The 25,905-nt window shown below is 37.4% G+C and carries 27 protein-coding genes; 13 read left to right on the top strand and 14 right to left on the bottom strand.

All coding sequences use genetic code 11. From position 1 onward, the window contains the following. Positions 1-4: 4 nt before the first annotated feature. The 8 genes from B5440_RS05415 to B5440_RS05380 all read right to left on the bottom strand — a co-directional run bounded on the left by B5440_RS05415 (position 5) and on the right by B5440_RS05380 (position 8,066). Positions 5-898 carry a tyrosine-type recombinase/integrase gene (locus B5440_RS05415; RefSeq protein WP_070055025.1) on the bottom strand — a complete coding sequence of 298 codons (894 nt, stop codon included), beginning with the start codon at positions 896-898 and terminating at the stop codon, positions 5-7. 98 nt (positions 899-996) lie between these two features. Beyond that, on the bottom strand, positions 997-1,191 hold the full coding sequence (gene rpsU, locus B5440_RS05410) for a 30S ribosomal protein S21 (protein WP_070055026.1): 195 nt from the start codon (positions 1,189-1,191) through the stop codon (positions 997-999). A 178-nt stretch (positions 1,192-1,369) separates the two neighbouring features. Further along, positions 1,370-2,539, bottom strand: a complete 1,170-nt coding sequence (locus B5440_RS05405) for an acyl-CoA dehydrogenase family protein (protein WP_070055027.1) — start codon at positions 2,537-2,539, stop codon at positions 1,370-1,372. 121 nt (positions 2,540-2,660) lie between these two features. Then, positions 2,661-3,527, bottom strand: a complete 867-nt coding sequence (locus B5440_RS05400) for a ComEA family DNA-binding protein (RefSeq protein ID WP_070055028.1) — start codon at positions 3,525-3,527, stop codon at positions 2,661-2,663. Positions 3,528-3,539: 12 nt separating this feature from the next. Next, positions 3,540-5,618, bottom strand: coding sequence for an amino acid carrier protein (locus tag B5440_RS05395; RefSeq protein ID WP_070055029.1), 2,079 nt, complete (start codon positions 5,616-5,618; stop codon positions 3,540-3,542). A gap of 170 nt (positions 5,619-5,788) precedes the next feature. Next, positions 5,789-6,019, bottom strand: a complete 231-nt coding sequence (locus B5440_RS05390) for a PspC family transcriptional regulator (RefSeq protein WP_057482062.1) — start codon at positions 6,017-6,019, stop codon at positions 5,789-5,791. An 18-nt stretch (positions 6,020-6,037) separates the two neighbouring features. Further along, positions 6,038-7,318, bottom strand: a complete 1,281-nt coding sequence (locus B5440_RS05385; protein ID WP_070055030.1) for a DUF2851 family protein — start codon at positions 7,316-7,318, stop codon at positions 6,038-6,040. 43 nt (positions 7,319-7,361) lie between these two features. Then, the gene (locus B5440_RS05380; protein ID WP_070055031.1) at positions 7,362-8,066 is read right to left on the bottom strand and encodes an SGNH/GDSL hydrolase family protein; all 705 of its coding nucleotides are present in this window, start codon (positions 8,064-8,066) and stop codon (positions 7,362-7,364) included. A gap of 68 nt (positions 8,067-8,134) precedes the next feature. Between B5440_RS05380 and B5440_RS05375 the strand changes: the two genes are divergently transcribed. From B5440_RS05375 to B5440_RS05365, 3 genes are all read left to right on the top strand, one after another. Next, positions 8,135-8,689 carry a hypothetical protein gene (locus B5440_RS05375; protein WP_070055032.1) on the top strand — a complete coding sequence of 185 codons (555 nt, stop codon included), beginning with the start codon at positions 8,135-8,137 and terminating at the stop codon, positions 8,687-8,689. Positions 8,690-8,800: 111 nt separating this feature from the next. Next, positions 8,801-8,986 carry a hypothetical protein gene (locus tag B5440_RS05370; protein WP_070055033.1) on the top strand — a complete coding sequence of 62 codons (186 nt, stop codon included), beginning with the start codon at positions 8,801-8,803 and terminating at the stop codon, positions 8,984-8,986. Beyond that, a complete protein-coding gene (locus B5440_RS05365; RefSeq protein WP_070055034.1) occupies positions 8,983-9,330 on the top strand; it encodes a hypothetical protein in 348 nt (115 codons plus the stop codon). The genes B5440_RS05370 and B5440_RS05365 overlap by 4 nt, the downstream gene beginning before the upstream one ends. A 97-nt stretch (positions 9,331-9,427) precedes the next feature. Here the strand turns inward: B5440_RS05365 and B5440_RS05360 are convergent, their stop codons facing one another. The 3 genes from B5440_RS05360 to B5440_RS05350 all read right to left on the bottom strand — a co-directional run bounded on the left by B5440_RS05360 (position 9,428) and on the right by B5440_RS05350 (position 13,939). Next, positions 9,428-11,488, bottom strand: coding sequence for an alanine/glycine:cation symporter family protein (locus B5440_RS05360; RefSeq protein WP_394365392.1), 2,061 nt, complete (start codon positions 11,486-11,488; stop codon positions 9,428-9,430). Between the two features lie 157 nt (positions 11,489-11,645). Beyond that, positions 11,646-12,626 (bottom strand): PLP-dependent cysteine synthase family protein, encoded by a 981-nt coding sequence (locus B5440_RS05355; RefSeq protein ID WP_070055036.1) that lies wholly within the window; start codon positions 12,624-12,626, stop codon positions 11,646-11,648. An 80-nt stretch (positions 12,627-12,706) separates the two neighbouring features. Further along, positions 12,707-13,939 carry an ABC transporter permease gene (locus tag B5440_RS05350; protein ID WP_070055037.1) on the bottom strand — a complete coding sequence of 411 codons (1,233 nt, stop codon included), beginning with the start codon at positions 13,937-13,939 and terminating at the stop codon, positions 12,707-12,709. Positions 13,940-13,948: 9 nt separating this feature from the next. Here B5440_RS05350 and B5440_RS05345 point away from each other — a divergent pair, with 9 nt between their 5' ends. Together B5440_RS05345 and B5440_RS15890 are read left to right on the top strand one after the other, a co-directional pair. After that, complete coding sequence (locus tag B5440_RS05345; protein ID WP_070055038.1) at positions 13,949-15,181, top strand: exo-beta-N-acetylmuramidase NamZ family protein; 1,233 nt, start codon at positions 13,949-13,951, stop codon at positions 15,179-15,181. Positions 15,182-15,239: 58 nt separating this feature from the next. Then, on the top strand, positions 15,240-15,443 hold the full coding sequence (locus tag B5440_RS15890) for a PLDc N-terminal domain-containing protein (RefSeq protein WP_070055039.1): 204 nt from the start codon (positions 15,240-15,242) through the stop codon (positions 15,441-15,443). On the opposite strand, the gene B5440_RS05335 is transcribed toward B5440_RS15890, so the two are convergent. Beyond that, the gene (locus B5440_RS05335) at positions 15,440-15,934 is read right to left on the bottom strand and encodes a YkgJ family cysteine cluster protein (RefSeq protein WP_070055040.1); all 495 of its coding nucleotides are present in this window, start codon (positions 15,932-15,934) and stop codon (positions 15,440-15,442) included. The genes B5440_RS15890 and B5440_RS05335 overlap by 4 nt on opposite strands. A 35-nt stretch (positions 15,935-15,969) precedes the next feature. Between B5440_RS05335 and B5440_RS05330 the strand changes: the two genes are divergently transcribed. Together B5440_RS05330 and B5440_RS05325 are read left to right on the top strand one after the other, a co-directional pair. After that, positions 15,970-16,704 carry a class I SAM-dependent methyltransferase gene (locus B5440_RS05330; protein ID WP_100970651.1) on the top strand — a complete coding sequence of 245 codons (735 nt, stop codon included), beginning with the start codon at positions 15,970-15,972 and terminating at the stop codon, positions 16,702-16,704. Between the two features lie 31 nt (positions 16,705-16,735). Beyond that, on the top strand, positions 16,736-17,518 hold the full coding sequence (locus B5440_RS05325) for a hypothetical protein (RefSeq protein WP_070055041.1): 783 nt from the start codon (positions 16,736-16,738) through the stop codon (positions 17,516-17,518). A gap of 130 nt (positions 17,519-17,648) precedes the next feature. Here B5440_RS05325 and recQ read toward each other — a convergent pair whose 3' ends face one another. Further along, entirely contained in the window at positions 17,649-19,847 is a 2,199-nt protein-coding gene (gene recQ, locus B5440_RS05320) for a DNA helicase RecQ (protein WP_070055042.1), read from the bottom strand. An 84-nt stretch (positions 19,848-19,931) separates the two neighbouring features. Between recQ and B5440_RS05315 the strand changes: the two genes are divergently transcribed. From B5440_RS05315 to B5440_RS05295, 5 genes are read left to right on the top strand one after another with little or no spacing between them, the layout of a single operon-like run. After that, positions 19,932-20,897, top strand: a complete 966-nt coding sequence (locus B5440_RS05315; protein WP_079711082.1) for a KpsF/GutQ family sugar-phosphate isomerase — start codon at positions 19,932-19,934, stop codon at positions 20,895-20,897. Further along, the gene (gene tatC, locus B5440_RS05310; RefSeq protein WP_070055043.1) at positions 20,897-21,724 is read left to right on the top strand and encodes a twin-arginine translocase subunit TatC; all 828 of its coding nucleotides are present in this window, start codon (positions 20,897-20,899) and stop codon (positions 21,722-21,724) included. The genes B5440_RS05315 and tatC overlap by 1 nt, the downstream gene beginning before the upstream one ends. Before the next feature lie 2 nt (positions 21,725-21,726). After that, complete coding sequence (locus B5440_RS05305) at positions 21,727-22,080, top strand: carboxymuconolactone decarboxylase family protein (RefSeq protein WP_070055044.1); 354 nt, start codon at positions 21,727-21,729, stop codon at positions 22,078-22,080. A 43-nt stretch (positions 22,081-22,123) separates the two neighbouring features. Beyond that, positions 22,124-22,864 carry an LPS export ABC transporter ATP-binding protein gene (lptB, locus tag B5440_RS05300; protein ID WP_070055045.1) on the top strand — a complete coding sequence of 247 codons (741 nt, stop codon included), beginning with the start codon at positions 22,124-22,126 and terminating at the stop codon, positions 22,862-22,864. 40 nt (positions 22,865-22,904) lie between these two features. Continuing rightward, positions 22,905-23,108, top strand: coding sequence for a DUF2442 domain-containing protein (locus tag B5440_RS05295; protein WP_198550885.1), 204 nt, complete (start codon positions 22,905-22,907; stop codon positions 23,106-23,108). A gap of 32 nt (positions 23,109-23,140) precedes the next feature. On the opposite strand, the gene B5440_RS05290 is transcribed toward B5440_RS05295, so the two are convergent. Continuing rightward, positions 23,141-23,899: a CDP-alcohol phosphatidyltransferase family protein gene (locus B5440_RS05290; protein ID WP_070055047.1), complete on the bottom strand. Its 759-nt coding sequence runs from the start codon at positions 23,897-23,899 to the stop codon at positions 23,141-23,143. Between the two features lie 159 nt (positions 23,900-24,058). On the opposite strand from B5440_RS05290, the gene lnt reads away from it, so the two are divergent. Continuing rightward, positions 24,059-25,651: an apolipoprotein N-acyltransferase gene (lnt, locus tag B5440_RS05285; RefSeq protein WP_070055048.1), complete on the top strand. Its 1,593-nt coding sequence runs from the start codon at positions 24,059-24,061 to the stop codon at positions 25,649-25,651. Positions 25,652-25,905 lie beyond the last annotated feature (254 nt).

Here is a 25,905-nt window from a genome sequence, read left to right as displayed (position 1 = left end):
TATTTCAATTGACCTTTTTATTCCGTGGATGCGCCATTTGATGCACCTTGCTAAGCTCTGAAATGCTATTGTGAGTATATACCTGCGTTGCCGCAAGGCTGGAATGCCCAAGCAATTCTTTTACAGCGTTAAGGTTAGCGCCCTGGTTCAATAAATGTGTTGCAAACGAATGCCGCAGGATATGCGGACTCCTTTTTATTTTGCCAGACACCTTACTAAAATAATTATTTATAATTCTATAAACAAGACTTTCATATAATTTAATACCTTTTTGGGAGACAAACAGATATGGCATCTCCCGCCCGGCTAATATATTCTCACGTTCTTTTAAATAGTCCTTCAAGTTTGAAATCACCCCGGGAAGAAGCGGAACAATTCTTTCCTTTTGTCTTTTTCCCAATACCTTTAGTTGTTTTCCGGCGACATCTACATCCTGAAGTTTAATATCTATGAGCTCTATGCGCCGCATCCCTGTGGTATAAAAAAGTTCTACAATTAGCCTATCACGTAACCCCTCAAAATCTGAAGTATCGATTTGCTCTAATACCTTTATTATTTCAGCTTCAGAAAAGGGAATCTGGATCTTTGAAGCTGTTTTTAAAGCTTTGTGCTTTGCTAAGGGCGAGAATTCTATATCGCCGGTTTTTTGCAAAAAGCGATAATAAGCTTTTAAGGAAGAAATTTTGCGGTTTATACTTCGGTTAGAGACTCCCTGATCTACCAAATTAATTATCCAATTTCTAATTTGGGAATAATGCAATTTACTTAAATCCTTTTCTTCAAATTCATAAAAAATAAATTCTGAAAAAGATTCTAAATCGGCTTTATAAGCAGTTAGGGTGTTGGGAGAATATTTCTTCTCTAATTGAAGGTAATCTATAAACTGAGAAAAGGGCATAAAAAAACTGTTGATAGACAAAGTTAGCAAACTTTAATCTATCAACAGTTATATTGCTTTTCCGAATAACTTCGGAAAAATTCGATTATATCCTTTTACTAGATATCTTCCTGATCTCTCAAATGCTGAATGTACTCGGCTTTTTGATGCTGAGCTCTCTTCGCAACAGAAGGTTTCGTGAAATGCTGGCGGCTTCTCAGCTGGCGCATTGTTCCGGTTTTATCGAATTTTCTTTTAAAACGCTTCAGCGCTCTATCAATATTTTCTCCGTCTTTTACTGGTATTATTAACATAGTGTCATCACCCCCTTTCTTTAGAAATAGGCTGCAAAGATAATTTAAATCTAAGAACCTACAACCAATACTTTAATTAATTATTATAATCTATTTTGCCGCTGGCTTATACTCTTTTTTATCGATCACCATCTTGGCAATAAAAGTAGAATTTTCGCAAAAATGTCAATCTAAAAGATTACTTCGCCGCTGGCTTGTATTCTTTTTTATCGATCACCATTTTAGCGATAATCTCCCTAAGAATTTCTGAAGTTCCACCTCCAATAGGCCCTAAGCGGCTATCTCTAAACATTCTCGCTAAAGGATAATCTTCCATATAACCATAACCACCTAACAATTGCAGACAGTCATAAATAACCTTATCGGCCATTTTAGTGGAAAGCAACTTAGACATACTAGCTTCTTTCACCACATATTGCCCATCATTAAGTCGCTTGGCGATAGAATAGTTAAATTCCTTATTCATTTCTACTTCGCTGGCCATATCGGCTACCGAATGTCTTAAAGCCTGGAATTTATCTATAGTTGTCCCAAAGGCCTCTCTTTCGGCCATATAGCCTAAAGTATAGTCTAGGGCATATTCAGCGCGAGCGTGAGCGTTGATTCCCATAATAAGGCGCTCTAAAGCAAAATGCTGCATAATATAAGAGAAGCCTTTCCCCTCTTCGCCCATAAGATTTTCAGCAGGAATCTCAACATCATCAAAAGCAAGTTCAGCTGTATCTGAAGCTCTCCAGCCCAGTTTATCTAATTTTGAAGCAGAAATTCCGGGAGTATCCCTATCTACAATAAAAATACTCATTCCTTTATTTCCTTTGTCAGGATCAGTTTTGGCAGCAATGACCAAATAATCTGAATAAACCCCATTTGTAATAAAGGTCTTGGAACCGTTTAGAATATATTTATCTCCTTTTTTAATCGCGGTACTACGCATTCCGGCAACATCAGAGCCACCAAAAGGTTCGGTAATACAAAGACAACCAATTTTTTCACCTTCAATACTAGGCGTTAGGTACTTTTTCTTAATCGCATCGTCTCCTTCTTTGTTTACGTGCGTCATTGCTAAATAGGCATGCGCCCACATAGCCGCTGCGAAACCGCCGCTGTTTATCTTTTGAAGTTCTTCCAAAAAGATTGCAGTATAGAAAATATCCAGATCCATCCCGCCGTATTCTTCAGGTTGATTAAGACCAAAATAGCCCATCTCACCAAATTTCTTCCAAATAAAGCGCTCTATAGTTCCAGATTTCTCCCATTTATCAATATGCGGCACCACTTCTTTTTGCAAAAAGTCCTGAAAACTCTTTCTAAAAAGTTCGTGTTCCTCGGTAAAATACATTGTATTCATGCTAATTTCTTTTTTCTTTTATTTTCAAACCAAAGCTATTTTCGCAACTTAAATAAAATCAGTGTTTAATTTTATTAATATTTGATAAGTTAATATCTCAACAGCCTAATATTCCGAATATTCAATTTAAGCTCAAATATAATTGAATTCTATCGATTTTATCTGAAGGAAAACTTTCTATTTTTGATAATTCCTCAAAAGATTCAATTTTTTCGTGTAGTTGTCTATAATCCATAATTTCGCGAGCTAATTCGTAATTAATATAAGGTACCTCTACCAATTCTAAAAGCCTGGCCTGATTAATATTTATCAAACGGAAATTTTCCTTCTTAATAATACGAAATTGTTTTTGAAGCCTTTCCCGGGTTTCATAGTTTAAACCATAAATATCTTTTAATTGAAGTTCACTTCTAAAACCGCCAATTTTAGTACGGTAGTTCACTATTCTATTTGCCAAAACCTCACCTATTCCATTTACCTTTTGCAGTTCTTCAGTTTCAGCTTCATTTAGATCTGAAACAGAAATTGGAGTTGTTACTTTTACTTTGCTTTTTTTCTTCTCAGCCTCAATCACCCAATCCGGGAATTTAAAATAAGGAGAAATTGAAGCGAGTAAAGAATCTGAAACACCAGTAACTTTTTGAAAATCTTTTACCGAATTAATCCATTTACCCTCCTCTCTAAACTGATGAAGCTTATCAATTTCTTCTACACTCATACCTAAAGTATAACCTTTAAAATCGGTTATATAATTTGGATTAAAAGGATAGATCCTTACAGAGTCTGCTTCAGCCCTGGCTAGTTTTATAGAGTCTATCTGCGCCTGGAAAGTCTCTACCTCTTCTGGGGTTAAACTTTCAGCTGAATCTTCAGTAGAAAAATCTAAAAAATAATAGATCGCCTGAAGTACGATTATAATTATTACCAAAAGAAAAATCCCATTTTGTTGGCTCCTGTTGAACACAAAATGGGATTTTATCGATTTCATAATTTTTCAAGATTAGCTGGCTTTTGCCTCTCTTTGTTTCTTGAATAATTCTCCTACTTTTAGCTTTCTGGAATATTCATTAAGATCTCTTCTAACTTCACTAGACATAATATAAAGTCCTATAATATTCGGGAAGGACATCGCAAGGATCATCATATCAGAGAAGTCTAATACGGCTCCTAAACTAATGGAAGCTCCTACTACCACAAACACAAGGAACAATATTTTATATGCCAATTCTGTTTTTTTACTTTTTCCGAAAAGGTAAGTCCAGGAACGCATTCCGTAATAAGACCAGGAAATCATGGTTGAAAAGGCAAATAAGAAAACTGCCATTGCCAACACATACGGGAACCAGGAAACTACACTTGCAAAAGCATCTGAGGTTAATTGAACCCCACCTACTCCTTCAACTTCGTGCATTCCGGTAAAGATCAATACTAAAGCGGTTAAAGTACAAACCACTACGGTATCAATAAAAGGCTCTAATAAAGCTACAAAACCTTCAGATGGCGGATGATTTGTTTTTGCTGCCGAGTGGGCGATCGCTGCCGACCCAACACCAGCTTCGTTAGAGAAAGCTGCACGTTGAAAACCAACAATTAGCACTCCTATAAATCCACCTTTCAATGCGGTGGCGTTAAATGCACCATCGTATATAGCTCCAAATGCCGGCACAACATTTTCTATATTTATAACTATTACAGTTAAAGCACCAAGAACGTAAACTGCAGCCATAAATGGCACCACTTTACCGGTAACCTTAGCAATACTTTGAATACCTCCAATAATAACAATACCAACAAGAACTGCTACTCCAACACCAAACCAGAAACCATTACCGATTAAGAAAGTAAACTGTCCGGAAAGGATCTCAAAAGATTGATTGGCCTGGAACATATTTCCACCGCCAAAAGAGGCACCGATACCCAAAATAGCGAAAAAGGCAGCAAGGAATTTACCTAAACCACGCATATTTCTCTTTTCAAGTCCATAGCGCAAATAATTCATTGGTCCACCAAAGATTCTACCTTCAGAGTTTATAAAACGATATTTTACACCAAGCGTACATTCCACAAATTTTGATGCCATACCAAGTAAACCGGCAATGATCATCCAGAAAGTTGCTCCTGCACCACCAAGGGAAATTGCAACGGCAACACCGGCAATATTACCAAGACCTACTGTAGCAGAAACCGCGGTAGCCAGCGCCTGAAAGTGGGTAATACTACCCGGCGCATTAGGCTCGTCATATTTTCCTCTGGCAAGGTCTATAGAGTGCTTAAATCCTTTAAAGTTGATGAAGCCCATCTTTACGGTAAAGAATGCTGCACCAAAAATTAACCAAACTACAATAAAAGGAATATTATGCTTTTGTGGAGTTCCGTTAGGATTGGTTAAAATCTGCGGTTCATCATATTGAATTTGAGCCAACATATGGGCATTCGTTTCAATAAGGTCTGCACTATTTTGATAATCCCATATCGTTTCGCCTTCTCCTACCAGATACTCTACTGTTCCGGTGGCATTAGCCATAACTTCTAGGTCACCACTATTTTGAGATCCCACGATAGCAATAAGATCACCTTCTTCTACGTGAGCTCCCTCTTCTACTTGCCATTCTTTTAAGGTAAATTTATCCTCTGCATCGGCACTCCAATCTGGAGTAGGAACTAACCTTTGTTCCGCATATACCTTTGGATCGTAGATTCCTACGGCAGTAAATGGATCCCAGAAGAGAATAGCCGTCATTCCTTCTACAATTGGAACAAAAGTACCGTTGAAATGTTCAGTGATGGCTTCAGCTTCTATTTGAAAATTTCTGGTAACAGAGTTGTTCTGGCTGTCAGTTACGGTAACTTCGTAAGGCACACCTTCAGTTAAACCTTCGGCACGAGAAGATTCGAGCGAAGTTTCAGGGTCTGACCACTTGTATTGATAAGGAGGCACCCCTCCTGTTACTTCAAGGTCTATAAACCCGTTGTTAATAATATTTGAAGGATTGCCAACTTTGGCCTTCACATCCAGTTCTTGTGCATTAATCGCCAAAATTGAAAACAAAAAGAACATTGAAAGTAGATACTTTCTCATACAGTATATGGGTTGTTTAATTTAGAATTAATATTTCCGCGAAGCAAGATGCTAAAAAATTAGGCTTTTTCAAATTTTTGGGAGTTAAATTGTAAAGATATTGTTAAATAATATTTGATAAAATTCCCCCTATCTCCATTTTAGTTAGAAAAAATGCAGTCAAATCCAGCTTATAAATCAAAAACTGAAGTTCTTTTAGTATACACTAAGTCCTTAAGCTTTAACCAAAAGGCCAAAACTAAATAAACCACAAACCAGGAACCTAGCGTAAAAAAGGAAGCATAAATAAAAAATAAACGAACGCTTTTAGCACGCATCCCCAATTTATCGGCTACACGGGAAGACACGTAAAAGCCGCGTCTTTCAAAGTAATATCGAATATTGTGCACCATTTTTGTCATCACCACAAATATAACATTTTAAGCATTTCCCTGCAGCAATTTTACACCAATAGCACAATCCAGGCATTTATTAGCTTCACAATACATCTTTTTTAATTGCACCATTGCCTGGGATTGCAGTGAATTCTCCACGCAGTTTTCTCGGAGCTTTTTAAAATTCTGAACGATCTTATTATTTTCAGCAGGGATTTGTTCCATTAAAAAGAGTAACTCCTCTACTTCATCATTTCCAATTGCGCGGGAATAACAAAAGCGTAGCGGAATAATAGTATTGATAAGCACCAGGTCTTTAAAAGCATTGCTTAAAGCCTTTTTTCTCTCTTTATGTTCCTTTGGAAAGGTATAATGTGAATTCCAGAATGATGAAGTTTCTACATCTAAAATAGAATAAATCGCTTCTAAAGATTTTGAAGCTACTAACTCTGAAAATAAATTTTTATGTTTAAAATAAAGAGAAGCGAACTGAGAAAGCCTGATGTTTGGAAAATTATCTGGCCGAAGTCTAAAATATTTAGGCCGAATCACTCCTAAATTTGTCAGTTTATATTTATGACTTAAATAAGCATATTCCTTTTTAAGCTGATTAAAATAAGGGATGTTGAGTTGTCTTTCCAGCAAACCGCACTGGCCAAAAAGCAAAGCTTCTATTTGTAGATTATGCTGAGAAGCTTTTTGTATTACCGAAAAAATTAAACTCTGTGCCATACTTAAAAAAGCATCTCCATTAAGATTAAGTCCAAAGTTTTTAGCTAACATCTGGAATAAAACCGCTTCCCAGTTATTTCCAGATTTTATCAGTAAATCCTGAATAAGAATAGATTTCTCTTCCAGACGCTCCAGGTAAAGGCGTTCCTGCCAGTGTCGCAGGGTGAAATCATCTATATATTTAAAACTTTTTTCGCAATTAATCCAGCTTTGTGAAGAAGCAAAAAGCTTTTGGTAACCAGTGATCAAGTCTTTATCTACCAGGTTCTTTAGACTCAAAGCAGGAATGGCAGTTTTATTATGCCGCTTTACCTCTACATCGTCTTCCCACACCACGTGCAAAATCACATTGTCGTAATTTCTATCTTTTTCGTGTTGATGAAAATACCAGTCAGAAGCTTTAGTATGTAATTCAACATTTCCTGCCCACACCTGCTCTCCTATTTTTAATCGGGCATTAAAAAAATCGGGGCCAGAATTAAAATTATGAGTGCCGCTATCTATTAGAAGTACTTTTTCTCCTTGCGTTGTTTCAGCATTGGTAAAATCGAATTTCTTGTATTTCCAGAGATAATGTAAAAAGTCTTCCCGCATCTTTTAAAATTAAAAAAATGCGGTTCAAAAAAGAGCTTTTAGGCTACTGCGGTAACATTTGGGGGATTTCATCTATAATTTCATCTACCCAGTAGCGGTACATCAATCCGCTGGGGTGCAACCCATCTTCAGCAATAAGATCGGCATCGCGTTCGGCTTCACGAGAAATTGGCGTAATATTATAAAAATCAACATTAAATTCTGCAGCGACTTTCTTAAAAACCGAATTAAATTCATCGATTTCCTGACCAATAGTTTCGGCATTTTCCTGTCCAAAAGGCGTCACCCCATAATCTGGAATACTTACAGCAAAAACCCCTTTTTCTCTTCTTTTGGAATGATTAAGCGCCAATTTAAAGATCTCACGTAATTCTTCTTCGTATGCTTCAATGCTTTTTCCCTGGTATTGATTATTAACACCAATTAAAATAGAAACCAGGTCAAATTTCCTGGTATAATTAAGTTCAGAGCGCATGGCGTTTAAAAGATTTCCGGTGGTCCAACCTGTTTTAGCTATAATCTTAGGCGGTGCTACTTTGGAACCATTTTCATTTAGACGCGCTACCAGCTGGACCGGCCAGCGTTTGTTTTCAGGCACACTTTCTCCTATTGTATAAGAATCTCCCAGCGCGAGATAACTATAATTCATTTCTGAAGAATTATCGGTTTCTGTATCCTGGGTGACAGAATTAGATGTGTTACAACCAATTACTAAAAATGCAAAAATTATGAAGTAGAAATTTTTCATTCAGAATCTGTTTAAGGCTTTAAATAGTGTATTTTGCAGCAATTTAAAACATTTAGCCAATTTGTAATATGAAATTATACTTCATTTTATTCTTTTTTAGCAGCGCAGTCTTTGCCCAGGAAAAACCGGCGAAAAGCTTTTGGAACCAACTTCAGCATCATTGCGGAAAATCTTATGAAGGCACCATAACCCAGGGAATGGGCAATGATGATTTTGATGGCAAGAAATTAATTATGCACGTGAGATCTTGTGAGGAAAATGAAATTAAAATCCCATTTTTCGTAGGAGAAAATAAATCCCGAACCTGGATTTTAAGATTAAAAGATGATAAAGTTGAGTTGAAACATGATCACCGCAAACCTGATGGCAGCGAAGATAAAATAACTCAATATGGCGGCACGGCTTCCAACACCGGGTTAGCAAACATCCAGGTATTTCCTGCTGATAAGGAAACCGCCGACCTTATTCCTGCTGCAGCAACCAACGTTTGGTGGATTAGCTTAGATGAGGAAATATTTAGTTACAATTTAAAAAGAATAGGTTCGAACACTAATTTTACGGTTGAGTTCGATCTTTCAAATCCGGTAGAAACTCCCGATGCTCCCTGGGGATGGGAAGAATAATATTTTAAGATTTTTTATAGCCAAGCCCTAAATTACGGTTAAAGCCTGAGGAAGCAGTTCCATTTTGAAAATAATGTTTATCTTTTTTAGCAAAGTGACAGCAACTTAATTATGGAACACAATCAAAAAAACAATACAGACACCTCTAAAAATATAGCTTCAAAGCCAGTGCAGGAAAAAGAAGAACCTAAAACCGGTTTTGGGCGTTTCTTTTCTAAAGTTGGATATTCAATTTGGATTGCGGTAATGGTAGTAGGCGGTGTAATTGCTTTTCTGGTCTCCTTATTGGTATTATGAAAAGTCTAAAAACCGTATTCTTTCTATTTTGTCTTCTTTTCGTTGCACTTCAAACCCTTTACTTTTTAGAACAACCACTACCCGATTTTATTAATTTTTACCTGGCAGATTTTCTTTGTATGCCTATTGTATTAAGCATTTGCCTCTTTACGGTACAGTTCCTTAAGAAGGACAAAACTTTACGTTTAAACCTTTTTACAGTACTTTCAGTATTTGTGATGTATGCCATTTATTTTGAAGTTATTCTTCCACCACTACACTGGAGATACACGGCCGATATTATTGATGTGCTTCTATATTTAATTGGAAGTTTTCTCTTTTATCTTCTTCAGAAATTACCATAAGTAAACTACCTCGAAACGAACTCACGAAGTATTCAAAAAGAATATTCGAGAAAAGCATCGTAGCATTAAATCTCGATTATAGAGCCATTTATCTTCCTTAAGCTGCTTTCCTGAATTTTTCACTAATATAAATTTCACCTGCCTTGAGTCTATCGAGGTAAATTTTCATATCCTCCCGCACTTCAGAAGACAAGATATACAAACCTATAATATTAGGAAAAGACATAGCTAAGATCATCATATCCGAAAAGCTCAGCACTGCACCAAGACTTGTTGTTGCACCAAGTACTACGAACAATAAGAACATAACTTTATAAACCATTTCTGATTTTAGACTTCTCCCGAATAAATAAGTCCAGGATCTCATTCCGTAATAAGACCAGGAAACCATAGTAGAAAAAGCGAATAAAAATACAGCGAAAGCAAGAACAGCCGGAAACCATGAAATTACACTGCCAAACGCATCTGAGGTAAGCTCTACCCCTCCAAGCCCGTTTACTTCATGCATTCCCGTAAAAATAAGAACCAAAGCGGTCATGGTACATACTACCATTGTATCAATAAAAGGCTCTACTAAAGATGTAAAACCATCGGCTATAGGATTATTGGTTTTAGAAGCACTATGAGCAATAGCGGCAGAACCTACCCCGGCTTCACTGGAGAAAGCAGCACGTTGTAGTCCAATAATTAACACCCCAATAAATCCTCCTTTAAGGGCATCGGCAGAAAGTGCTCCATTAAAAATTGCTGAAAATGCACCACCTATATTCTCTATATGAGTACCAATTACAATTGCACACCCAGCAACGTAAACTATAGCCATAAAAGGGACTACTTTGCCGGTAACTTTAGCAATACTATTAATACCCCCTATAATTACTATTCCAACCAGGATAGCAAAACCAACCCCAAACCAGAAGCCGTGACCTTGTAGAAAAGGTAATTGTTCAGAAACAATCTTAAAGGCCTGATTCGACTGAAGCATATTACCACCACCAAAAGAAGCTCCTACTCCCAGTATTGCAAAAAAAGTAGCCAGGAATTTCCCAAGCCCTCTCATATTTCTTCTTTCCAGCCCGTAGCGTAAATAATTCATTGGCCCACCAAAAATTCGGCCTCCATCATTTATAAAGCGGTATTTTACACCAAGCGTACATTCTACAAACTTCAGGGACATTGCAAAGAAACCTGCCAAAAACATCCAAAAAGTTGCACCGGCTCCACCTAAGGAAATAGCTACTGCTACACCGGCGATGTTTCCTAAACCAACTGTAGCAGAAACCGCCGTGGCCATAGCCTGGAAATGCGTAATGGTACCCGGCGCGTTTGGATCGTCATACTTACCCCTGGCAAGATCTATAGAATGTTTAAATCCGCGGATATTTATAAAACCAAGTCGGAACGTAAAAAAGATACTCCCAATTATTAACCACATTACGATAAAAGGAATCGCATTCTTTTTTACATCTCCATTAGGATGTAACAGTGGTTGCGGCTCAGCATATACTACTTCTGCAAAAACGTGTGCATCTTGTTCTACAACATCACTGGTACTATTAGGATCAAAAATTACGTGGCCTTCCTTTATGAGGTAATTCAGTTTTCCTTTTACCGGAGAATAAACATCAATTTCTTCTCCTCTATTGGTTTGCAGGATAGCAATCTTGTCGCCTTCATCAACCTCTGCCTTTTTAGCGACTAACCATTCTTTTAAGGTATAGGAATTATCACTGGTAGCATCCCATTCAGGTATAGGAATTTGTTTACTGGGTGTATATACTACAGGATCAAATAAGCCTATAGAAGCAAATGGATCCCAAAATAAAATTCCTCCCAAAAAATCTACGGCAGGCTGTACGTTACTGTTAAAAATTTCGGTAATAGATTCTGCCTTAATTATAAAGGATTTAGAAATGGAATTATTATTGGCATCGGTAACCTTAACTGAATGTTCCATTCCCTCAATCAACCCGGTAGACTTCCTGGCATCTAAAGCAGTAGATTGATTGCTCCATTTATATTGGTAAGGCTTCTCACCCCCCTGCACTTCAACCTCGGCAACGCCATCGTTAATCTCACGAGTAGGATTTGTTAGATTTACCTCTATTTGAAATTCTGAATTTTCTTCTACCTGTGCACTGGTAATGGTTGTTAGCATTAAAAATACACTTGTAAAAAGCCACAAATTCCTCATAAACAAAAATCTATTTTATTATTACCTAATTTATAAAAAGGCTCTCTTAGATAGAGATTATTATTTTATTAAATTTCCAGACAACGAACATGCTAACACCTAAAATAAAGCGGTGCTGCAATTAATCTAAAAAACCCTGTTTTCTCATCCATTCATCGTTGAAAATTTTTCCTACATAACGACTTCCATGATCGTGAAATAAAACCACTACCACATCGTCTTTAGTGAAATGCTCTTTCAATTGAAGCAAGCCTTTTGCCGCAGCTCCAGCCGAATTTCCTAAGAAAAAGCCTTCTTCTTCAGCTAGCTTCCGGGTATAAATTGCCGCGTCTTTATCGGTTACTTTGGTAAAGCCGTCAATTACGCTGAAATCTACATTTTTTGGTAAAATATCTTCTCCAATCCCTTCGGTGATATAAGGATAGATCTCCTTTTCATCGAACTCGCCGGTTTCGTGGTATTTCTTAAAAACCGATCCGTAGGTATCAATTCCCCAAACTTTAATATTCGGGTTTTTCTCTTTTAAATATTTACCAACTCCAGAAATAGTCCCGCCGGTACCTACACCTACTACAAAATGAGTCACTTTTCCGTCGGTTTGTTTCCAGATTTCAGGCCCCGTACTTTCGTAATGTGCCTTGGTATTTGCCAAATTATCATATTGATTTACATACCAGGAATTAGGAGTCTCCTCGGCCATTCTTTTAGAAGTTGAATAGTAAGAACGCGGATCTTCGGGAGCAACTTCGGTTGGGCAAACAACCACTTCGCAACCTACAGCTTTTAGAATATCAATTTTCTCTTTACTCTGCTTATCAGAAAGTACACAAACCATCTTGTATCCTTTTACAATCGCTGCAAGCGCCAGACCCATCCCGGTATTCCCGGAAGTTCCTTCAATAATAGTTCCACCTGGTTTTAATTTTCCGCTAGCCTCAGCTTCCTCTACCATTTTCACTGCCATACGATCTTTAACCGAATTTCCAGGGTTAAAAGTTTCATATTTGGCCAAAACCAGCGCATCAATATCTTTAGTGATCTTATTCATTTTCACCATTGGCGTATTGCCAATAGTTCCCAATATATTTTCTACGTAATCCATTTTTTAATTTTTGAAGTTGCAAAGGTAAAAAATTGAATTTACTTCAATTGAAATACCTAAAACACTTTATTTTTTACACTTTATTCAAATTTAATTGCTCTTGAGGGAGAAATTTTCGAAATTATTATTGAAGGAATTATAAGCATTAGCATACACAAAACCAATGTCCCAAGATTTACTGCCAGAATATAGTCCCAGTTTAAATAAACGGGAACTTCTGTCACATAATATGTACTGGGATCTAGCGGAACTAGCTTAAAATACTTTTGAAGCAATAAAAGTCCCAGGCCAATTAAATTCCCCCAAAAAAGTCCTTTAATAATAAGGTAACCGGCGTTGTAAAGAAAAATCTTTCTAATGCTCCAATCGTTCCCACCCAATGCTTTTAAAATGCCTATCATTTGAGTGCGTTCCAGGATTAAAACCAGTAAAGCGGTAATCATATTTATTCCTGCTACCAGGATCATAATTCCAATAATTAGCGCGATATTAAAATCGAAAAGTGCGAGCCATTCAAAAATAGAATAATAAGTCTGGGTTATGGTTTGCGTGTCTAAAAAAGAGCCGGTATTCTCATAAACTTCCTGGCCTTTCTTATCAATTTCATTAAAATCATTCAGAAAAACCTCAAAATTCCCTACTTGATTTTCTTCCCAGCGATTAAGACGCTGAATATGCCGAATATCAGCCAGCACATATAGTTTATCAAACTCCATAAACCCCGAATCGTAAATTCCGGTAATCACAAAACCACGGGTTAAAGGGCGTTCGCTGCCTTCCCTCAAAAAATAAGTAGGTACTTTATCCCCAAAATTTAATTGAAGCCTATTAGCCAAATATGAGGAAATTAAAACCTCATCATTTAATTTATCATCAACGTTTGGAAGCTTACCTTCTACCAGAAAATCTTTAAAATAGCTCCAGTTATAATCGGTGCCCACGCCTTTTACAATCACACCTTCAAAATCGGTTTCAGTTCTAATTATCCCAAACTTAGTAGCTACCGCCTGTACGTGGGCGATACCATCAACCGTATTAAATTCTGGATAGAATTCCTGGTTTTTATCCACAGGTGTAAGAGTAACCTGCGAACTATTATTGTCGTAATTAGAGATATTGATATGCCCGTTAAAAGCTGCGATCTTATCCCTTATTTTTTCCTGTAAACCAAGCCCGGTGGCAAAGGAAACAAGCATCATTACCACGCCAATCGCAATTGCCGCAATCGCTATTTTTATAATAGGAGCAGAAATACTACTTTTATGGCTCTTACCGCCAATTAGGCGTTTAACAACAAAAAATTCGAAATTCAAACTATCACGATGCTTAAAAGGTTATTCAAAAGTACATTTTTATTCGCTTTTATAGGTATTCTTTCCTGCGGAAACCAAAATAAGAAAGAGCAATCTTCAGAAGAAATTGCATTAAATAATAGGAAACAACCAGCAGTGGAAGAAATTATCCTGGCGGCAAATCGCACGGAAGCTTACTTACCCCTTCTAGAAAACAAAAAAGTAGGGATTGTGGGCAACCAAACTTCAATTATGAAGAATAGAAATGGTGGCTATACGCACGTGGTGGATTCTTTACTTGCCTTAGACGTAAACCTGGTAAAAGGCTTTGCTCCCGAGCACGGCTTTCGTGGCACTGCCGATGCCGGCGAAGCAGTAGAAGACGGTAAAGATGCACAAACCGGCTTACCGGTGATTTCCCTTTATGGCGATAATAAAAAGCCCAAAGTAGCACAACTTAAAGATCTTGATGTTTTGATCTTTGACCTTCAGGATGTCGGAACGCGTTTCTACACCTATATTTCTTCCTTACACTATGTAATGGAAGCCTGCGCTGAAAATGATGTAAAACTTATCGTTTTTGATCGCCCAAATCCTAACGGGCATTATATAGACGGTCCTATTCTTGAAACAGAATTTAAAAGTTTTGTAGGTATGCATCCAATTCCAACAGTTCACGGATTAACTATGGGAGAATATGCGAAAATGATTAATGGAGAAAAATGGTTAAAAGACGGAATTCAATGTGAACTGGAGGTGATAGAGATGGAAAATTACGACCATTCTAAATCTTATGATCTCCCAGTTAAACCCTCACCAAATTTACCTAATGCACAGGCTATAAATTTATATCCAAGTTTATGTTTCTTCGAAGGAACTAACGTAAATGCAGGCCGCGGAACCGACAAGCAATTCCAGGTATTTGGTTCCCCATTTTTAGAGGAAGATTATTTTGATTTCACCTATACGCCAGAATCTAAAGCGGGAGCAAAGAATCCGAAGCACCTGGGAAAAGAATGCTACGGAAGAGATCTTAGCAAAATAGATCGGGTAGATCAAATAAATTTAGAGTGGCTGATTGAAGCTTATCAGAATACCGAAAATAAAGATGACTTCTTCAATGCTTTTTTTACAAAATTAGCAGGTACAAAGACTTTACAAACTCAAATAGAACAAGGCTTATCTGGACAAGAAATAAGGGAAACCTGGCAGTCAGGATTGGCAAAATTTTCAGAAAAACGAAAAGAATATTTGCTATATTAAGGGTAAATATTTTCCTGTGATCAATTTAGAAACTTCCAGCTTTTGGCCCTCGGCTTTTATGGTAGCAATTCTGTTGCTAGCAGTATTAGCTATTGTCAGTTTGCTGAGGCAGAAGTTAAAGGCAAGACATCAATTGATCTGGTTACTCATAATTATCTTCCTACCTTTTTTCGGTCCAATATTGTATTTCCTAATCATAAGAAGATACAAGGAAGCAAATCTCGTAAAAAGAAGAGTAAGTCAGTTCAAACAAAAGTTTTAAGCTTTAATTCTTCTCTTCATTTCTTCAACTATATTATAAGCTGCAGGACAAATGGCGGTGTTTTTCAGTGTGAGGTTAGAGATCTTATGAAAATCCTTTCGGTCAGTATGCGGAAATTCTCTGCAGGCTTTTGGACGCACATCGTAAATTAGACAGTAATTATCTGCTGCCAGAAAAGTACAGGGCACTTCCTGTAATACATAATCTTTATCTTCATCTATTCGCAAATACTGCTCAATAAACTGTTGCGGCTTCAGCTTTAAATGTTTGCTGATGCGCTCTATATCTTTATTGGTAAAAAGCGGCCCGGTGGTTTTGCAACAATTTGCACAATCCAGGCAATTGGTTCGGGAAAATTCTTCCTCGTGCATTTCCTGCATTTGCCTGTCTAGATCTTTAGGCGGTTTTTTTCTAAGCTTTGCAAAAAACTTTTTATTTTCCTTATGCTTATCTTTGGCCTTTTCGGGGAGATTTTTCAGAATTTCTTCCATTGGGCAAAGATATAAAACGAACCTACACCGCATCCATGAATAAGCAAACTTCAATAAAAGACACTTTCGGAAAAGCAATTTCAGCTTATTACCACGAAAAAGATAAAACCGATATTGAGGTACATTCCCCGGATTTTGATGATGATATAATTCCTGTTCCCTATTTATTCCGAAATTATGCCGAAATGCCTCCTCTAGAACGAAAGGCTTTACAACTTGCTACCGGCCGGGTTTTAGATGTTGGTTGTGGCGCAGGAAGCCATTCACTTTATCTTCAGAATAACAAAAAACTTGAAGTCACTGCGATTGATACTTCTGCAGGCGCTATAGAGATTTCCCGTTTACGCGGAATTAATAATGCACTTAACATCGATTTCTTCAACTTAAAAGATGAAAAATTCGACACGATTTTAATGCTTATGAATGGCAGCGGAATTATTGGGAAACTTAGAAATCTGGATAAATTCTTTAAAAAAGCTAAAGAACTACTTAATCCAGGTGGAAAAATACTGCTGGATTCTTCCGACTTAAGTTATTTATTTGATCGCGACGAAGATGGCGGAATTTGGATAGATTCTGAAGCTGCTTACTATGGAGAATTAGAATTTAAAGTAACTTATAAAGGGGAAAGTTCAGATTATTTCGACTGGCTTTATATAGATTTTCAAACCCTGAAATTCGCCGCCGAATCGAATAATTTTAGTTGCGATCTTATTAAAGAAGGAGAACATTTCGATTATTTAGCTGAATTACAGCCTTTAAAACAATAAATTTCTATTTTTACAAAAAAAATGCTTTTCCATGTTTAAATATAAATACGCACTTCTTTTATTCTTTATTTCTTTGCTAAGTGTGTCGTGTTCTACAGACAACGATGAAGATGATGGAAATACCCCCGGAATAGATAAAACAGCCAATTTACAGGGACTTGGTGATTCTGCCTCACAACTTTTAAGCGATGCCGAATTCACTTCTATGAATATAGAAATCGTTTATGTTAATGGTTTTGCACCTAGCGAAGCGGCGCTTGCAAATTTCAAAAGTTTTTTAGAAGAGCGAACTTTTAAACCCGATGGAATAAAAATTAGCCTAAGAGCAGTTTCATCGTCGGGTAAAGCGCCATTTTCTATAGATGAGATCGTGGAAATTGAGAAAGAAACCCGTACCGTTTATAATGCAGGAGACGAGATTGCAGTCTATATTTATGTAGCTGATGGAAAAAGTGATAAAGATGAAGAAAATAAACTCACCCTTGGCTCTGCATTTAGAAATACTTCTATGGTGCTTTATGGAGAAACTATAGAAGACTTTGCTTCAAGGCCAAACGCACCTATTGAAAGTGATATTGAAGCCGCGGTTTTAAATCACGAGTTCGGTCATTTATTCGGGCTGGTAGATATTGGCACCGAACCACAATCTGACCATAAAGACGATGATAACGAAGGGCATTGTAATGTCCCCGATTGCCTGATGCGTGCTTCTATTGAATTTGGAAGCGGAATAATAGATGAAATTGAAGGTGGACATATTCCTCAACTGGGAATGCACTGCATTAGAGACCTTCAAGCTGCGGGGGGTAGATAATTGCACCTTCTCGTCAAGCTGAACTTATTTCAGCTTCTAACATGTTTAGAACCACAAGTGTCTTAGATCCTGAAACAAGTTCAGGATGACGATTCTAAAAGTTAATGAAACGCTTCTTTACCTTCACTCACTAATTCGCTACTTCACTAATAAATTTAATGCGATATAACCGAAGTTCTTCATCGTCATAATCGCCGTCAAATTCTTTAATAGCTTCATCAATTTTGTCGGTATCAGCTTCCAAAAAATACTCGTGAATTTCTTCTTGCTGGTCTTCATCCAAAATATCGTCTATCCAGTAATTTATATTCAACTTGGTTCCGCTGTAAACAATGGCTTCCATTTCCTTTATAAATTCCTTCATCTCCATGCCTTTGGCAGAAGCGATATCATCTAAAGGCAGTTTTCTATCTACATTCTGGATAATATATAATTTTAAAGCCGAATTGGCACCGGTAGATTTCACCACCAGATCATCTGGCCGTACAATCTCATTTTCTTCAACATAACGCTGAATTAGATCCACAAATTCTTTTCCGAATTTTTTGGCTTTATTCTCTCCTACCCCAAAAATATTGGTAAGCTCTTCAATATTCACCGGGTATTTAATCGCCATATCTTCAAGCGAAGGATCCTGAAAGACCACAAACGGAGGAACCTCATTTTTTACGGCAACTTTCTTCCGAAGATCTTTCAACATTTTAACCAGTGTTTTATCTACCCCGCCTCCGCCAGATTGGCTTGCAGTAGAAACAGCTTCTGTAGTACTGTCAAAAATATGATCGTCGGTCATCATAAAAGATTCCGGATTTTTTAAAAAATCCTCTCCTTTAGCGGTAAGTTTTATCACGCCATAGGTTTCAATATCTTTCTTTAAATATCCTGCAACCAAAACCTGCCTAATTAATGCCATCCAGTATTTTCCATCCCGGTCTTTCCCTTTTCCGAATAAAGGATGCGCATCGGTTTTATGTGATAAAATAACCGCGTTAGATTTCCCTATAAGCGTTTTTACCACTTCTTTAGACTTATAGAGCTGCTTGGTTTCCTTCACCGTTTTCAATAGCAATTCCACCTCGCCTCCAGCTTCGTGTTGCTTTTTAGGATTTCTAACATTATCATCCATAGACGCGCCTTCGCCGGTTTCCCCGTCAAATTCCTCCCCAAAATAATGAAGAATAAATTTTCTACGGGAAATGGAAGTTTCTGCATAAGCCACTACTTCCTGTAAAAGGGCGTGACCTATTTCCTGCTCGGCTACAGGTTTGCCGCTCATAAATTTTTCGAGCTTTTCTATATCTTTATAGGAATAAAAGGCAAGACAATGCCCTTCCCCGCCATCTCTACCTGCACGGCCGGTTTCCTGGTAATAACTTTCTATACTTTTTGGAATATCGTGGTGAATTACAAACCGAACATCTGGTTTGTCTATTCCCATCCCAAAGGCTATGGTAGCCACAACTACATCAATTTCTTCCATAAGAAACTGATCCTGATGTTTACTTCGCTTTTTTGCGTCCAGTCCCGCGTGATAAGGCACGGCGTTAATTCCGTTTACCTGTAAAGTCTGTGCAAGTTCTTCAACCTTTTTTCTACTTAAACAATAGATAATCCCAGATTTTCCACTATTCTGCTTAATAAAACGAATAATATCGGCATCAACATTTTTAGTTTTGGGCCGTACCTCGTAGTATAAGTTAGGCCGGTTAAAACTGGCCTTAAAGGTATTTGCATCTGGAATCCCAAGGTTCTTTAAAATATCTTCCTGTACTTTGGGTGTTGCCGTTGCTGTAAGCGCAATAATTGGAATATTATCTCCTATTCGCTTTATAATGCTTCGTAAATTCCGGTATTCGGGTCTAAAATCGTGCCCCCACTCACTAATACAATGCGCCTCGTCTATAGCCAAAAAAGATATCTTTTGCTGTTTTAGAAACTCAACGTGATCTTCTTTAGTAAGTGATTCGGGAGCTACATAGAGCAATTTACAAATTCCACTTTCTATGTCTGCCTTTACTTGTCTAACCTCGGTTTTGTTCAGGGAAGAATTGAGCACATGGGCTACGCCGTGCTCTTCAGATATACTACGTATAGCATCTACCTGGTTTTTCATTAAAGCTATCAGGGGCGAAACCACAATTGCCGTTCCTTCTTCAATCAACGCAGGGAGTTGGTAACATAGGGATTTCCCTCCTCCTGTAGGCATTACCACAAAAGAATTATTTCCTTTTACAATACTGGTAATCACCTCTTCCTGAAGCCCTTTGAACTGACTAAATCCAAAGTACTTCTTTAGTTGTTGGTGTAAATCAATTTCCGTCAAACTCATTCAATTGTGTTACAATTTTACATACATTTGCATAACTAAAGATACATATTTCTTTAAACTCACAATCCTTAATTTTATCAAAATTTGAAACTGAAGGAAAAAATTCTTACCGCAGCTAAAGAAACCATTTCCATTGAAGCCAAAGCAATTGCAAACCTGGAAAATTTTATTGATAGTGAGTTCGCTGAAGCTGTAGAACACATTTACAAAGCTAAAGGAAGGGTAATTGTTACAGGCATTGGAAAAAGCGCCGTTATTGCCACGAAAATAGTTGCTACACTTAATTCTACAGGTACTCCCGCAATTTTTATGCACGCTGCAGACGCTATTCATGGCGATCTTGGAACCATACAAAAAGACGATGTGGTAATTTGTATTTCCAAAAGTGGAAACAGTCCCGAAATTAAAGTGCTGGTGCCTTATATTAAAGATTTCAAAAATCTACTTGTAGGAATTACAGCCGACAGAGACTCTTTTCTAGGAAAGGAATCTGATTATGTTTTGAATTCTTTTGTTGAAAAAGAAGCCTGCCCAAATAACCTAGCACCTACAACAAGTACAACTGCACAAATGGTTATGGGCGATGCACTTGCTATCTGCCTTTTAAAGCTGAAAGGTTTTTCAAGGAAAGATTTTGCAAAATATCATCCCGGTGGTTCCCTTGGCAAAAAACTATATTTACGCGTTAGCGATATTACCGCTCAAAATATGAAACCACAGGTTGCTCCAGAAACTTCGGTTACCGATGCAATTATTGAGATTTCAGAAAAAATGCTTGGCGTAGCCGCAGTAATTGAAAACAATAAAATTATAGGTATAATTACCGATGGTGATATAAGGCGCATGCTTAAAAATAACACCGAATTTAAAGACCTTACCGCAAGAGATATTATGAGTCCCGCACCAAAAACTATAGACCAGGATGCCCTGGCGGTAGATGCTTTAGAAATGCTGGAAGAGAATAAGATTTCCCAATTACTGGCACTGGAAAACCAAACCTATGCGGGTGTCGTACATATCCATAACCTAATTCGAGAAGGAATTTTATAATGAAGCAAATTGGCACCCCTGAACCAGAGATGTCCTTTTTGGACCATTTAGAAGATTTAAGATGGCACTTAATAAGGGCGGTTATCGCAATTGTTGTGGCTGGCTCTATAGCTTTTCTTTTAAAAGGCTTTATCTTTGATGTTTTACTTTTTGGCCCAAGTAGAGGCGATTTCTTTTCTTACGATATGCTATGTAGAATATCTACATCGCTTGGCCTGGATGCAGGATTCTGTTTTGACGAAATGCCTTTTAGAATTCAAAGTAGAACTATGGGAGGGCAATTCTCTGCCCACGTTTGGACTTCTATAACGGCCGGGTTTATAATTGCATTTCCTTATGTAATTTTCCAGTTTTGGCAGTTTGTGGCTCCTGCTATGCACGATAACGAACGTAAGCACGCAAAAGGATTTATTCTTATAACCTCCCTATTATTTTTTATTGGGGTAGTTTTCGGATATTACGTAGTAACTCCTTTATCAATAAATTTCCTCGGAAAATACCAGGTTAGTGAAGCCGTTTTTAACGATTTTGACCTGAGTAGTTATATTGGTCTGGTTAGAGCCTCAGTGCTTGCCAGCGGACTTATTTTTGAATTACCCATCGTGATTTACTTCCTAACGAGAGTTGGCGTAGTAACTCCGCAATTCTTAAAAAAATATCGAAAATACGCGTTAGTAATAGTGCTAATTCTTTCAGCTATAATAACGCCTCCGGATATTGTTAGCCAGATAATTGTGGCCATTCCGGTATTGATACTTTACGAAGTAAGTATTCTTATTTCAAAAGTGATCTACAAACAAGAACAAAGAAAAATTAATAAAAAATAGCTATGATCAATAAAGTTGACGAATTCAATGCTTACCGTCAGCAGATGAATGGTAAAATTCTGGGCGAGAACAATAAAGTACTCAAAAGGATTTTCAATTTAGATACCAACGCCTTTTCAGAAGGTGCTGTAGATAAAAAAACAAAAGAATTACTAGGCCTTGTGGCCTCGCTGGTTTTACGCTGTGATGATTGCGTAAAATACCATTTAGAATCCAGTTTTAAAGAAGGTTTAAGCCGGGAACAGGTTATGGAAACCCTTAGTATTGGGACTTTAATTGGGGGTACGATTGTTATTCCTCACCTAAGAAGAGCTCACGAATACTGGGAAGCTTTGGAAACTGCCCATCAGGAATAGGCTGGCATAAAAAATGTACCTTAGGTCTAAAATGTCTTTTTAAATGAAATTACGCGCCGAGAATTTAGTTAAAGCCTACAAAGGAAAAAAAGTTGTAAAAGGGATCTCTCTGGAAGTAAACCAGGGAGAGATTGTTGGGTTACTTGGGCCAAATGGTGCCGGAAAGACCACTTCTTTTTATATGATCGTGGGACTTATTAAACCAAATTCCGGAAAGATAGTTTTAGATAAAGTAAACATCACCAAATATCCAATGTATAAAAGGGCGCAGCACGGTATTGGATACCTGGCGCAGGAAGCATCGGTTTTTAGGAAACTCAGTATTGAAGACAATATTATGAGTGTTCTGGAACTCACCGATCTTTCTAAAGAAGAACGCCACGAGAAAATGGAAACACTTATCGAAGAATTTGGGTTAAGCCATATTCGAAAAAACCGAGGGGATCTTCTAAGTGGTGGTGAAAGAAGACGTACAGAAATAGCCCGGGCGCTGGCTACAGACCCTAATTTTATTCTGCTAGATGAACCATTTGCAGGAGTTGATCCCGTGGCCGTAGAAGATATTCAAAGAATTGTTGCGCAATTAAAAGACAAAAACATCGGAATTCTTATTACCGATCATAACGTACAGGAAACCCTTGCTATTACCGATAGAACTTACCTGATGTTTGAAGGTAGTATCCTAAAACATGGGCAACCAGAAGAACTCGCAGAAGATGAAATGGTAAGAAAGGTTTACCTGGGACAGAACTTTGAGTTAAGGAAAAAGAAGTTGTTTAGATAAGTATTCCGTCTTATTTTATAATCATTATCAGCTAATTACCTTGAGGATTATAAAATTAAAATTTAATGATGGTCTGGAAAAGAGGATTGATTTGGAGAAAGAACTTTATGGCGAAATCTTCGAACCCTTAAAGAATATGGACTATTTTAAAAACTTCAGGTTGAATCACTTTACCATAGAATGGCCAAATGGAGCTGACTTTGCACCAGAATTCCTTTATAATTACAATAAAGAATTAGTCTAAGTGCTAATTAAAATTCCCGTTTAATCTTTATTTCATACCTCTTCTTTCTTCGGAAAAACTACCGACAAAAGCACATAACTTAATATAATAAGTGGCACAGCTACAAACTGGAACACCAGAATAAGCACCAGGCATAAAAGCAGGAAGAAGTACCTCAATTTATTATCGGCAAAACCCCAATTTTTAAATTTAAGTGCGAATAATTTTATTTCTGCATTTAAAAGATAACAACTTAAAAAAGTAAGACCAATCAAAAACCATTCGTTTAAAATTAAGCCGGTTATAAAACTATCAGGCTGAAATGTTAGAATAAGAGGAAAACTTAAAATTAAAAGTGCATTGGCCGGCGTGGGAACGCCTATAAACGAATCGGTTTGGCGATCGTCCACATTAAATTTAGCCAATCTATAAGCTGAAGCCAAACTAATCAACAGCCCAATTAAAGCAAGCGTATTAAAGTTCCAATCCCACCAGCCCGGATCAACTTCCCAGCCGGTATTTTCTACACCCGAGTTCCCCGGCAGTGCATTGTCCAGTAACTGATACATCACAATTCCCGGTACCACACCACTGGTCACCACATCGGCCAGTGAATCTAGTTGCAGTCCAAGTTCTCCAGCTACGTTTAGACTCCTTGCAGCCAAACCATCAAAAAAATCAAAAAAAATGCCACCAGCAACAAAGATTGCAGCCATAATGAGACTTCCCTGTACGGCAAAAATTACCGCGATGGTTCCGCAGAGAAGATTTAAAAGCGTAATAATATTTGGAATATGTCTTTTTATAGTCATAGATTGGTTTTCTAAAATACTAAACTAAGCAATTGCAACCTGTTTCTACAAGTTTTTTTAATTTCAGAAAGAACAATTACAAAAGCTTTAACTTCAAAGAAATTATCTAAACACCTATAAAAAATAATAGTTTGCTATTTTTGAGCAGAATTTCCTTGTATGAAAAATCTTATTTACGCGATATCAAGCGGACTTTTATTAGCATTAGCCTGGCCAACTTATGGTTTCCCCCTACTTTTATTTTTTGCATTTGTTCCGTTATTATATGCAGAATTTAAAGTTAGAAATTCTGAAAAAAATTCAATAAAATGGAAGGTATTCGGACTGGCATACCTAAGTTTCTTCCTTTGGAACCTCATCACAACTTACTGGATTTATTTCTCTACAGCTTTTGGTGGTGCCTTTGCTATTTTGGTAAACTCCCTGCTTATGGCATTGGTATTTATGCTATACCACATAGTAGCAAAACGAACCGGATTTAGCGCAGCTTCAGCCTTTTTAATTAGTATATGGATGGTTTTTGAAAAACTTCATCTCGCCTGGGAATTTTCCTGGCCCTGGCTAAATCTTGGTAATGCTTTTTCTGAATTTCAAAACTGGGTACAGTGGTATGAATACACCGGCACCTTTGGCGGAACACTTTGGGTGTGGCTGGGGAATATCGCGGTTTTTAAAGCCGTACTGCTTTATAAAGAGTTTAGAGACAAAAGTTTAATTTACCGCGGAATTTTTAAGTTGAGTTTACTCGTTTTAATTCCCATCGGGATTTCATATCTCTTATTGAGCCAGGTGGAAGAAAAAGGAGACACGATGGAAGTAGTTATTCTACAACCCAATATCAATCCGTACACCGAAAAATACAATACAACTGACACCCGAATTGGAGAATTATTACTGAAATTAAGTGAAGAAAAAGTTAGTGACAGCACTCAACTGATTGTTGCTCCGGAAACCGTTTTTGCTGACGGCACGGTATTATCGAATTTTGAACAATCTGAAGCAGCATTCTTCTCAAGACAACTTATTAATAAATATCCGCAAGCCGACTTCCTTAGCGGAATTTCATTTTACGAAAGATTTAATGATCCGGCTAAAGTTAGAGAGCAAAGCAATCAAATAGGCCCTATGGATTGGTACGACGATTATAATTCGGCATTTTTAATGAATGCTGAAGATATTCCGCAGTTATATCACAAATCTAAACTAGTGGTTGGCGTGGAAAACTTTCCATACCAGGATATATTAAAACCTGTTTTGGGAGATGTAATGATTGATCTTGGCGGAACTGTAGCCATGAAGACCACGCAGGAAGACCGCGAAGCTTTTGCACTAAACAACCAGTCGTTTACAGGACCAATTATTTGCTACGAATCTGTTTATGGAGAATATGTAACAGGCTATGTAGAAAATGACGCCGATTTTCTTAGCATAATTACAAACGATGCCTGGTGGGGAAATACTCAGGGCCACCAACAACACCTTAGTTATGCCAAACTACGTGCCATTGAAACAAGACGAGACGTAGTGCGAAGCGCCAATACAGGAATTTCAGCATTTATCAATCAAAAAGGTGAAGTAACTAAAAGTTTAGGCTATGAAAAACAGGGAAGCATAAAGTCTGATATTCACCTGAATTCAGAGAAAACTTTTTATGTAAAGCACGGAGATTATTTAGCGAGAGTCGCGCAGTTCCTGGCTTTATTTATTTTCTTATTTGCAGTGGTAAAATATAAACGCTCAAGACCTTCGTAACTTCTAAACTTTTATAATTTACATAAAAGAAAAATACAGACATTCTTCACGCTTAGCCCATCAGAGATAAGTAAAATCTAATTCTATTAAACCTTTTTCTTTTTTGCATTGCCCAAAAAAGAAACAAAAAAGTCTAGGCTTACGAAACTTAATCTAAATTTATCATTCGGAACCTAAATTTTAGTAACTCGCCCGATTGTCATCGGACTCAAACAGCCTAAAATTTCACGGTTTCTCATTTCAAATTTGACGAT

It is taken from the genome of Salegentibacter salarius (assembly GCF_900168265.1).
Classification (GTDB): Bacteria; Bacteroidota; Bacteroidia; order Flavobacteriales; family Flavobacteriaceae; genus Salegentibacter; species Salegentibacter salarius.
The sequence above is the reverse complement of the archived record's forward strand: the minus strand, read 5'-3'. Positions and strand labels throughout refer to the sequence as shown.

Excerpts from the sequence above, each read along its gene's own strand:
- B5440_RS05415 (WP_070055025.1), bottom strand. The coding sequence starts at position 898 with ATGCCCTTTTCTCAGTTTATAGATTACCTTCAATTAGAGAAGAAATAT.
- rpsU (WP_070055026.1), bottom strand. The coding sequence starts at position 1,191 with ATGTTAATAATACCAGTAAAAGACGGAGAAAATATTGATAGAGCGCTG.
- B5440_RS05405 (WP_070055027.1), bottom strand. The coding sequence starts at position 2,539 with ATGAATACAATGTATTTTACCGAGGAACACGAACTTTTTAGAAAGAGT.
- B5440_RS05400 (WP_070055028.1), bottom strand. The coding sequence starts at position 3,527 with ATGAAATCGATAAAATCCCATTTTGTGTTCAACAGGAGCCAACAAAAT.
- B5440_RS05395 (WP_070055029.1), bottom strand. The coding sequence starts at position 5,618 with ATGAGAAAGTATCTACTTTCAATGTTCTTTTTGTTTTCAATTTTGGCG.
- B5440_RS05390 (WP_057482062.1), bottom strand. The coding sequence starts at position 6,019 with ATGACAAAAATGGTGCACAATATTCGATATTACTTTGAAAGACGCGGC.
- B5440_RS05385 (WP_070055030.1), bottom strand. The coding sequence starts at position 7,318 with ATGCGGGAAGACTTTTTACATTATCTCTGGAAATACAAGAAATTCGAT.
- B5440_RS05380 (WP_070055031.1), bottom strand. The coding sequence starts at position 8,066 with ATGAAAAATTTCTACTTCATAATTTTTGCATTTTTAGTAATTGGTTGT.
- B5440_RS05375 (WP_070055032.1), top strand. The coding sequence starts at position 8,135 with ATGAAATTATACTTCATTTTATTCTTTTTTAGCAGCGCAGTCTTTGCC.
- B5440_RS05370 (WP_070055033.1), top strand. The coding sequence starts at position 8,801 with ATGGAACACAATCAAAAAAACAATACAGACACCTCTAAAAATATAGCT.
- B5440_RS05365 (WP_070055034.1), top strand. The coding sequence starts at position 8,983 with ATGAAAAGTCTAAAAACCGTATTCTTTCTATTTTGTCTTCTTTTCGTT.
- B5440_RS05360 (WP_394365392.1), bottom strand. The coding sequence starts at position 11,488 with ATGCTAACAACCATTACCAGTGCACAGGTAGAAGAAAATTCAGAATTT.
- B5440_RS05355 (WP_070055036.1), bottom strand. The coding sequence starts at position 12,626 with ATGGATTACGTAGAAAATATATTGGGAACTATTGGCAATACGCCAATG.
- B5440_RS05345 (WP_070055038.1), top strand. The coding sequence starts at position 13,949 with ATGCTTAAAAGGTTATTCAAAAGTACATTTTTATTCGCTTTTATAGGT.
- B5440_RS15890 (WP_070055039.1), top strand. The coding sequence starts at position 15,240 with ATGGTAGCAATTCTGTTGCTAGCAGTATTAGCTATTGTCAGTTTGCTG.
- B5440_RS05335 (WP_070055040.1), bottom strand. The coding sequence starts at position 15,934 with ATGGAAGAAATTCTGAAAAATCTCCCCGAAAAGGCCAAAGATAAGCAT.
- B5440_RS05330 (WP_100970651.1), top strand. The coding sequence starts at position 15,970 with ATGAATAAGCAAACTTCAATAAAAGACACTTTCGGAAAAGCAATTTCA.
- B5440_RS05325 (WP_070055041.1), top strand. The coding sequence starts at position 16,736 with ATGTTTAAATATAAATACGCACTTCTTTTATTCTTTATTTCTTTGCTA.
- recQ (WP_070055042.1), bottom strand. The coding sequence starts at position 19,847 with ATGAGTTTGACGGAAATTGATTTACACCAACAACTAAAGAAGTACTTT.
- tatC (WP_070055043.1), top strand. The coding sequence starts at position 20,897 with ATGAAGCAAATTGGCACCCCTGAACCAGAGATGTCCTTTTTGGACCAT.
- B5440_RS05305 (WP_070055044.1), top strand. The coding sequence starts at position 21,727 with ATGATCAATAAAGTTGACGAATTCAATGCTTACCGTCAGCAGATGAAT.
- lptB (WP_070055045.1), top strand. The coding sequence starts at position 22,124 with ATGAAATTACGCGCCGAGAATTTAGTTAAAGCCTACAAAGGAAAAAAA.
- B5440_RS05290 (WP_070055047.1), bottom strand. The coding sequence starts at position 23,899 with ATGACTATAAAAAGACATATTCCAAATATTATTACGCTTTTAAATCTT.
- lnt (WP_070055048.1), top strand. The coding sequence starts at position 24,059 with ATGAAAAATCTTATTTACGCGATATCAAGCGGACTTTTATTAGCATTA.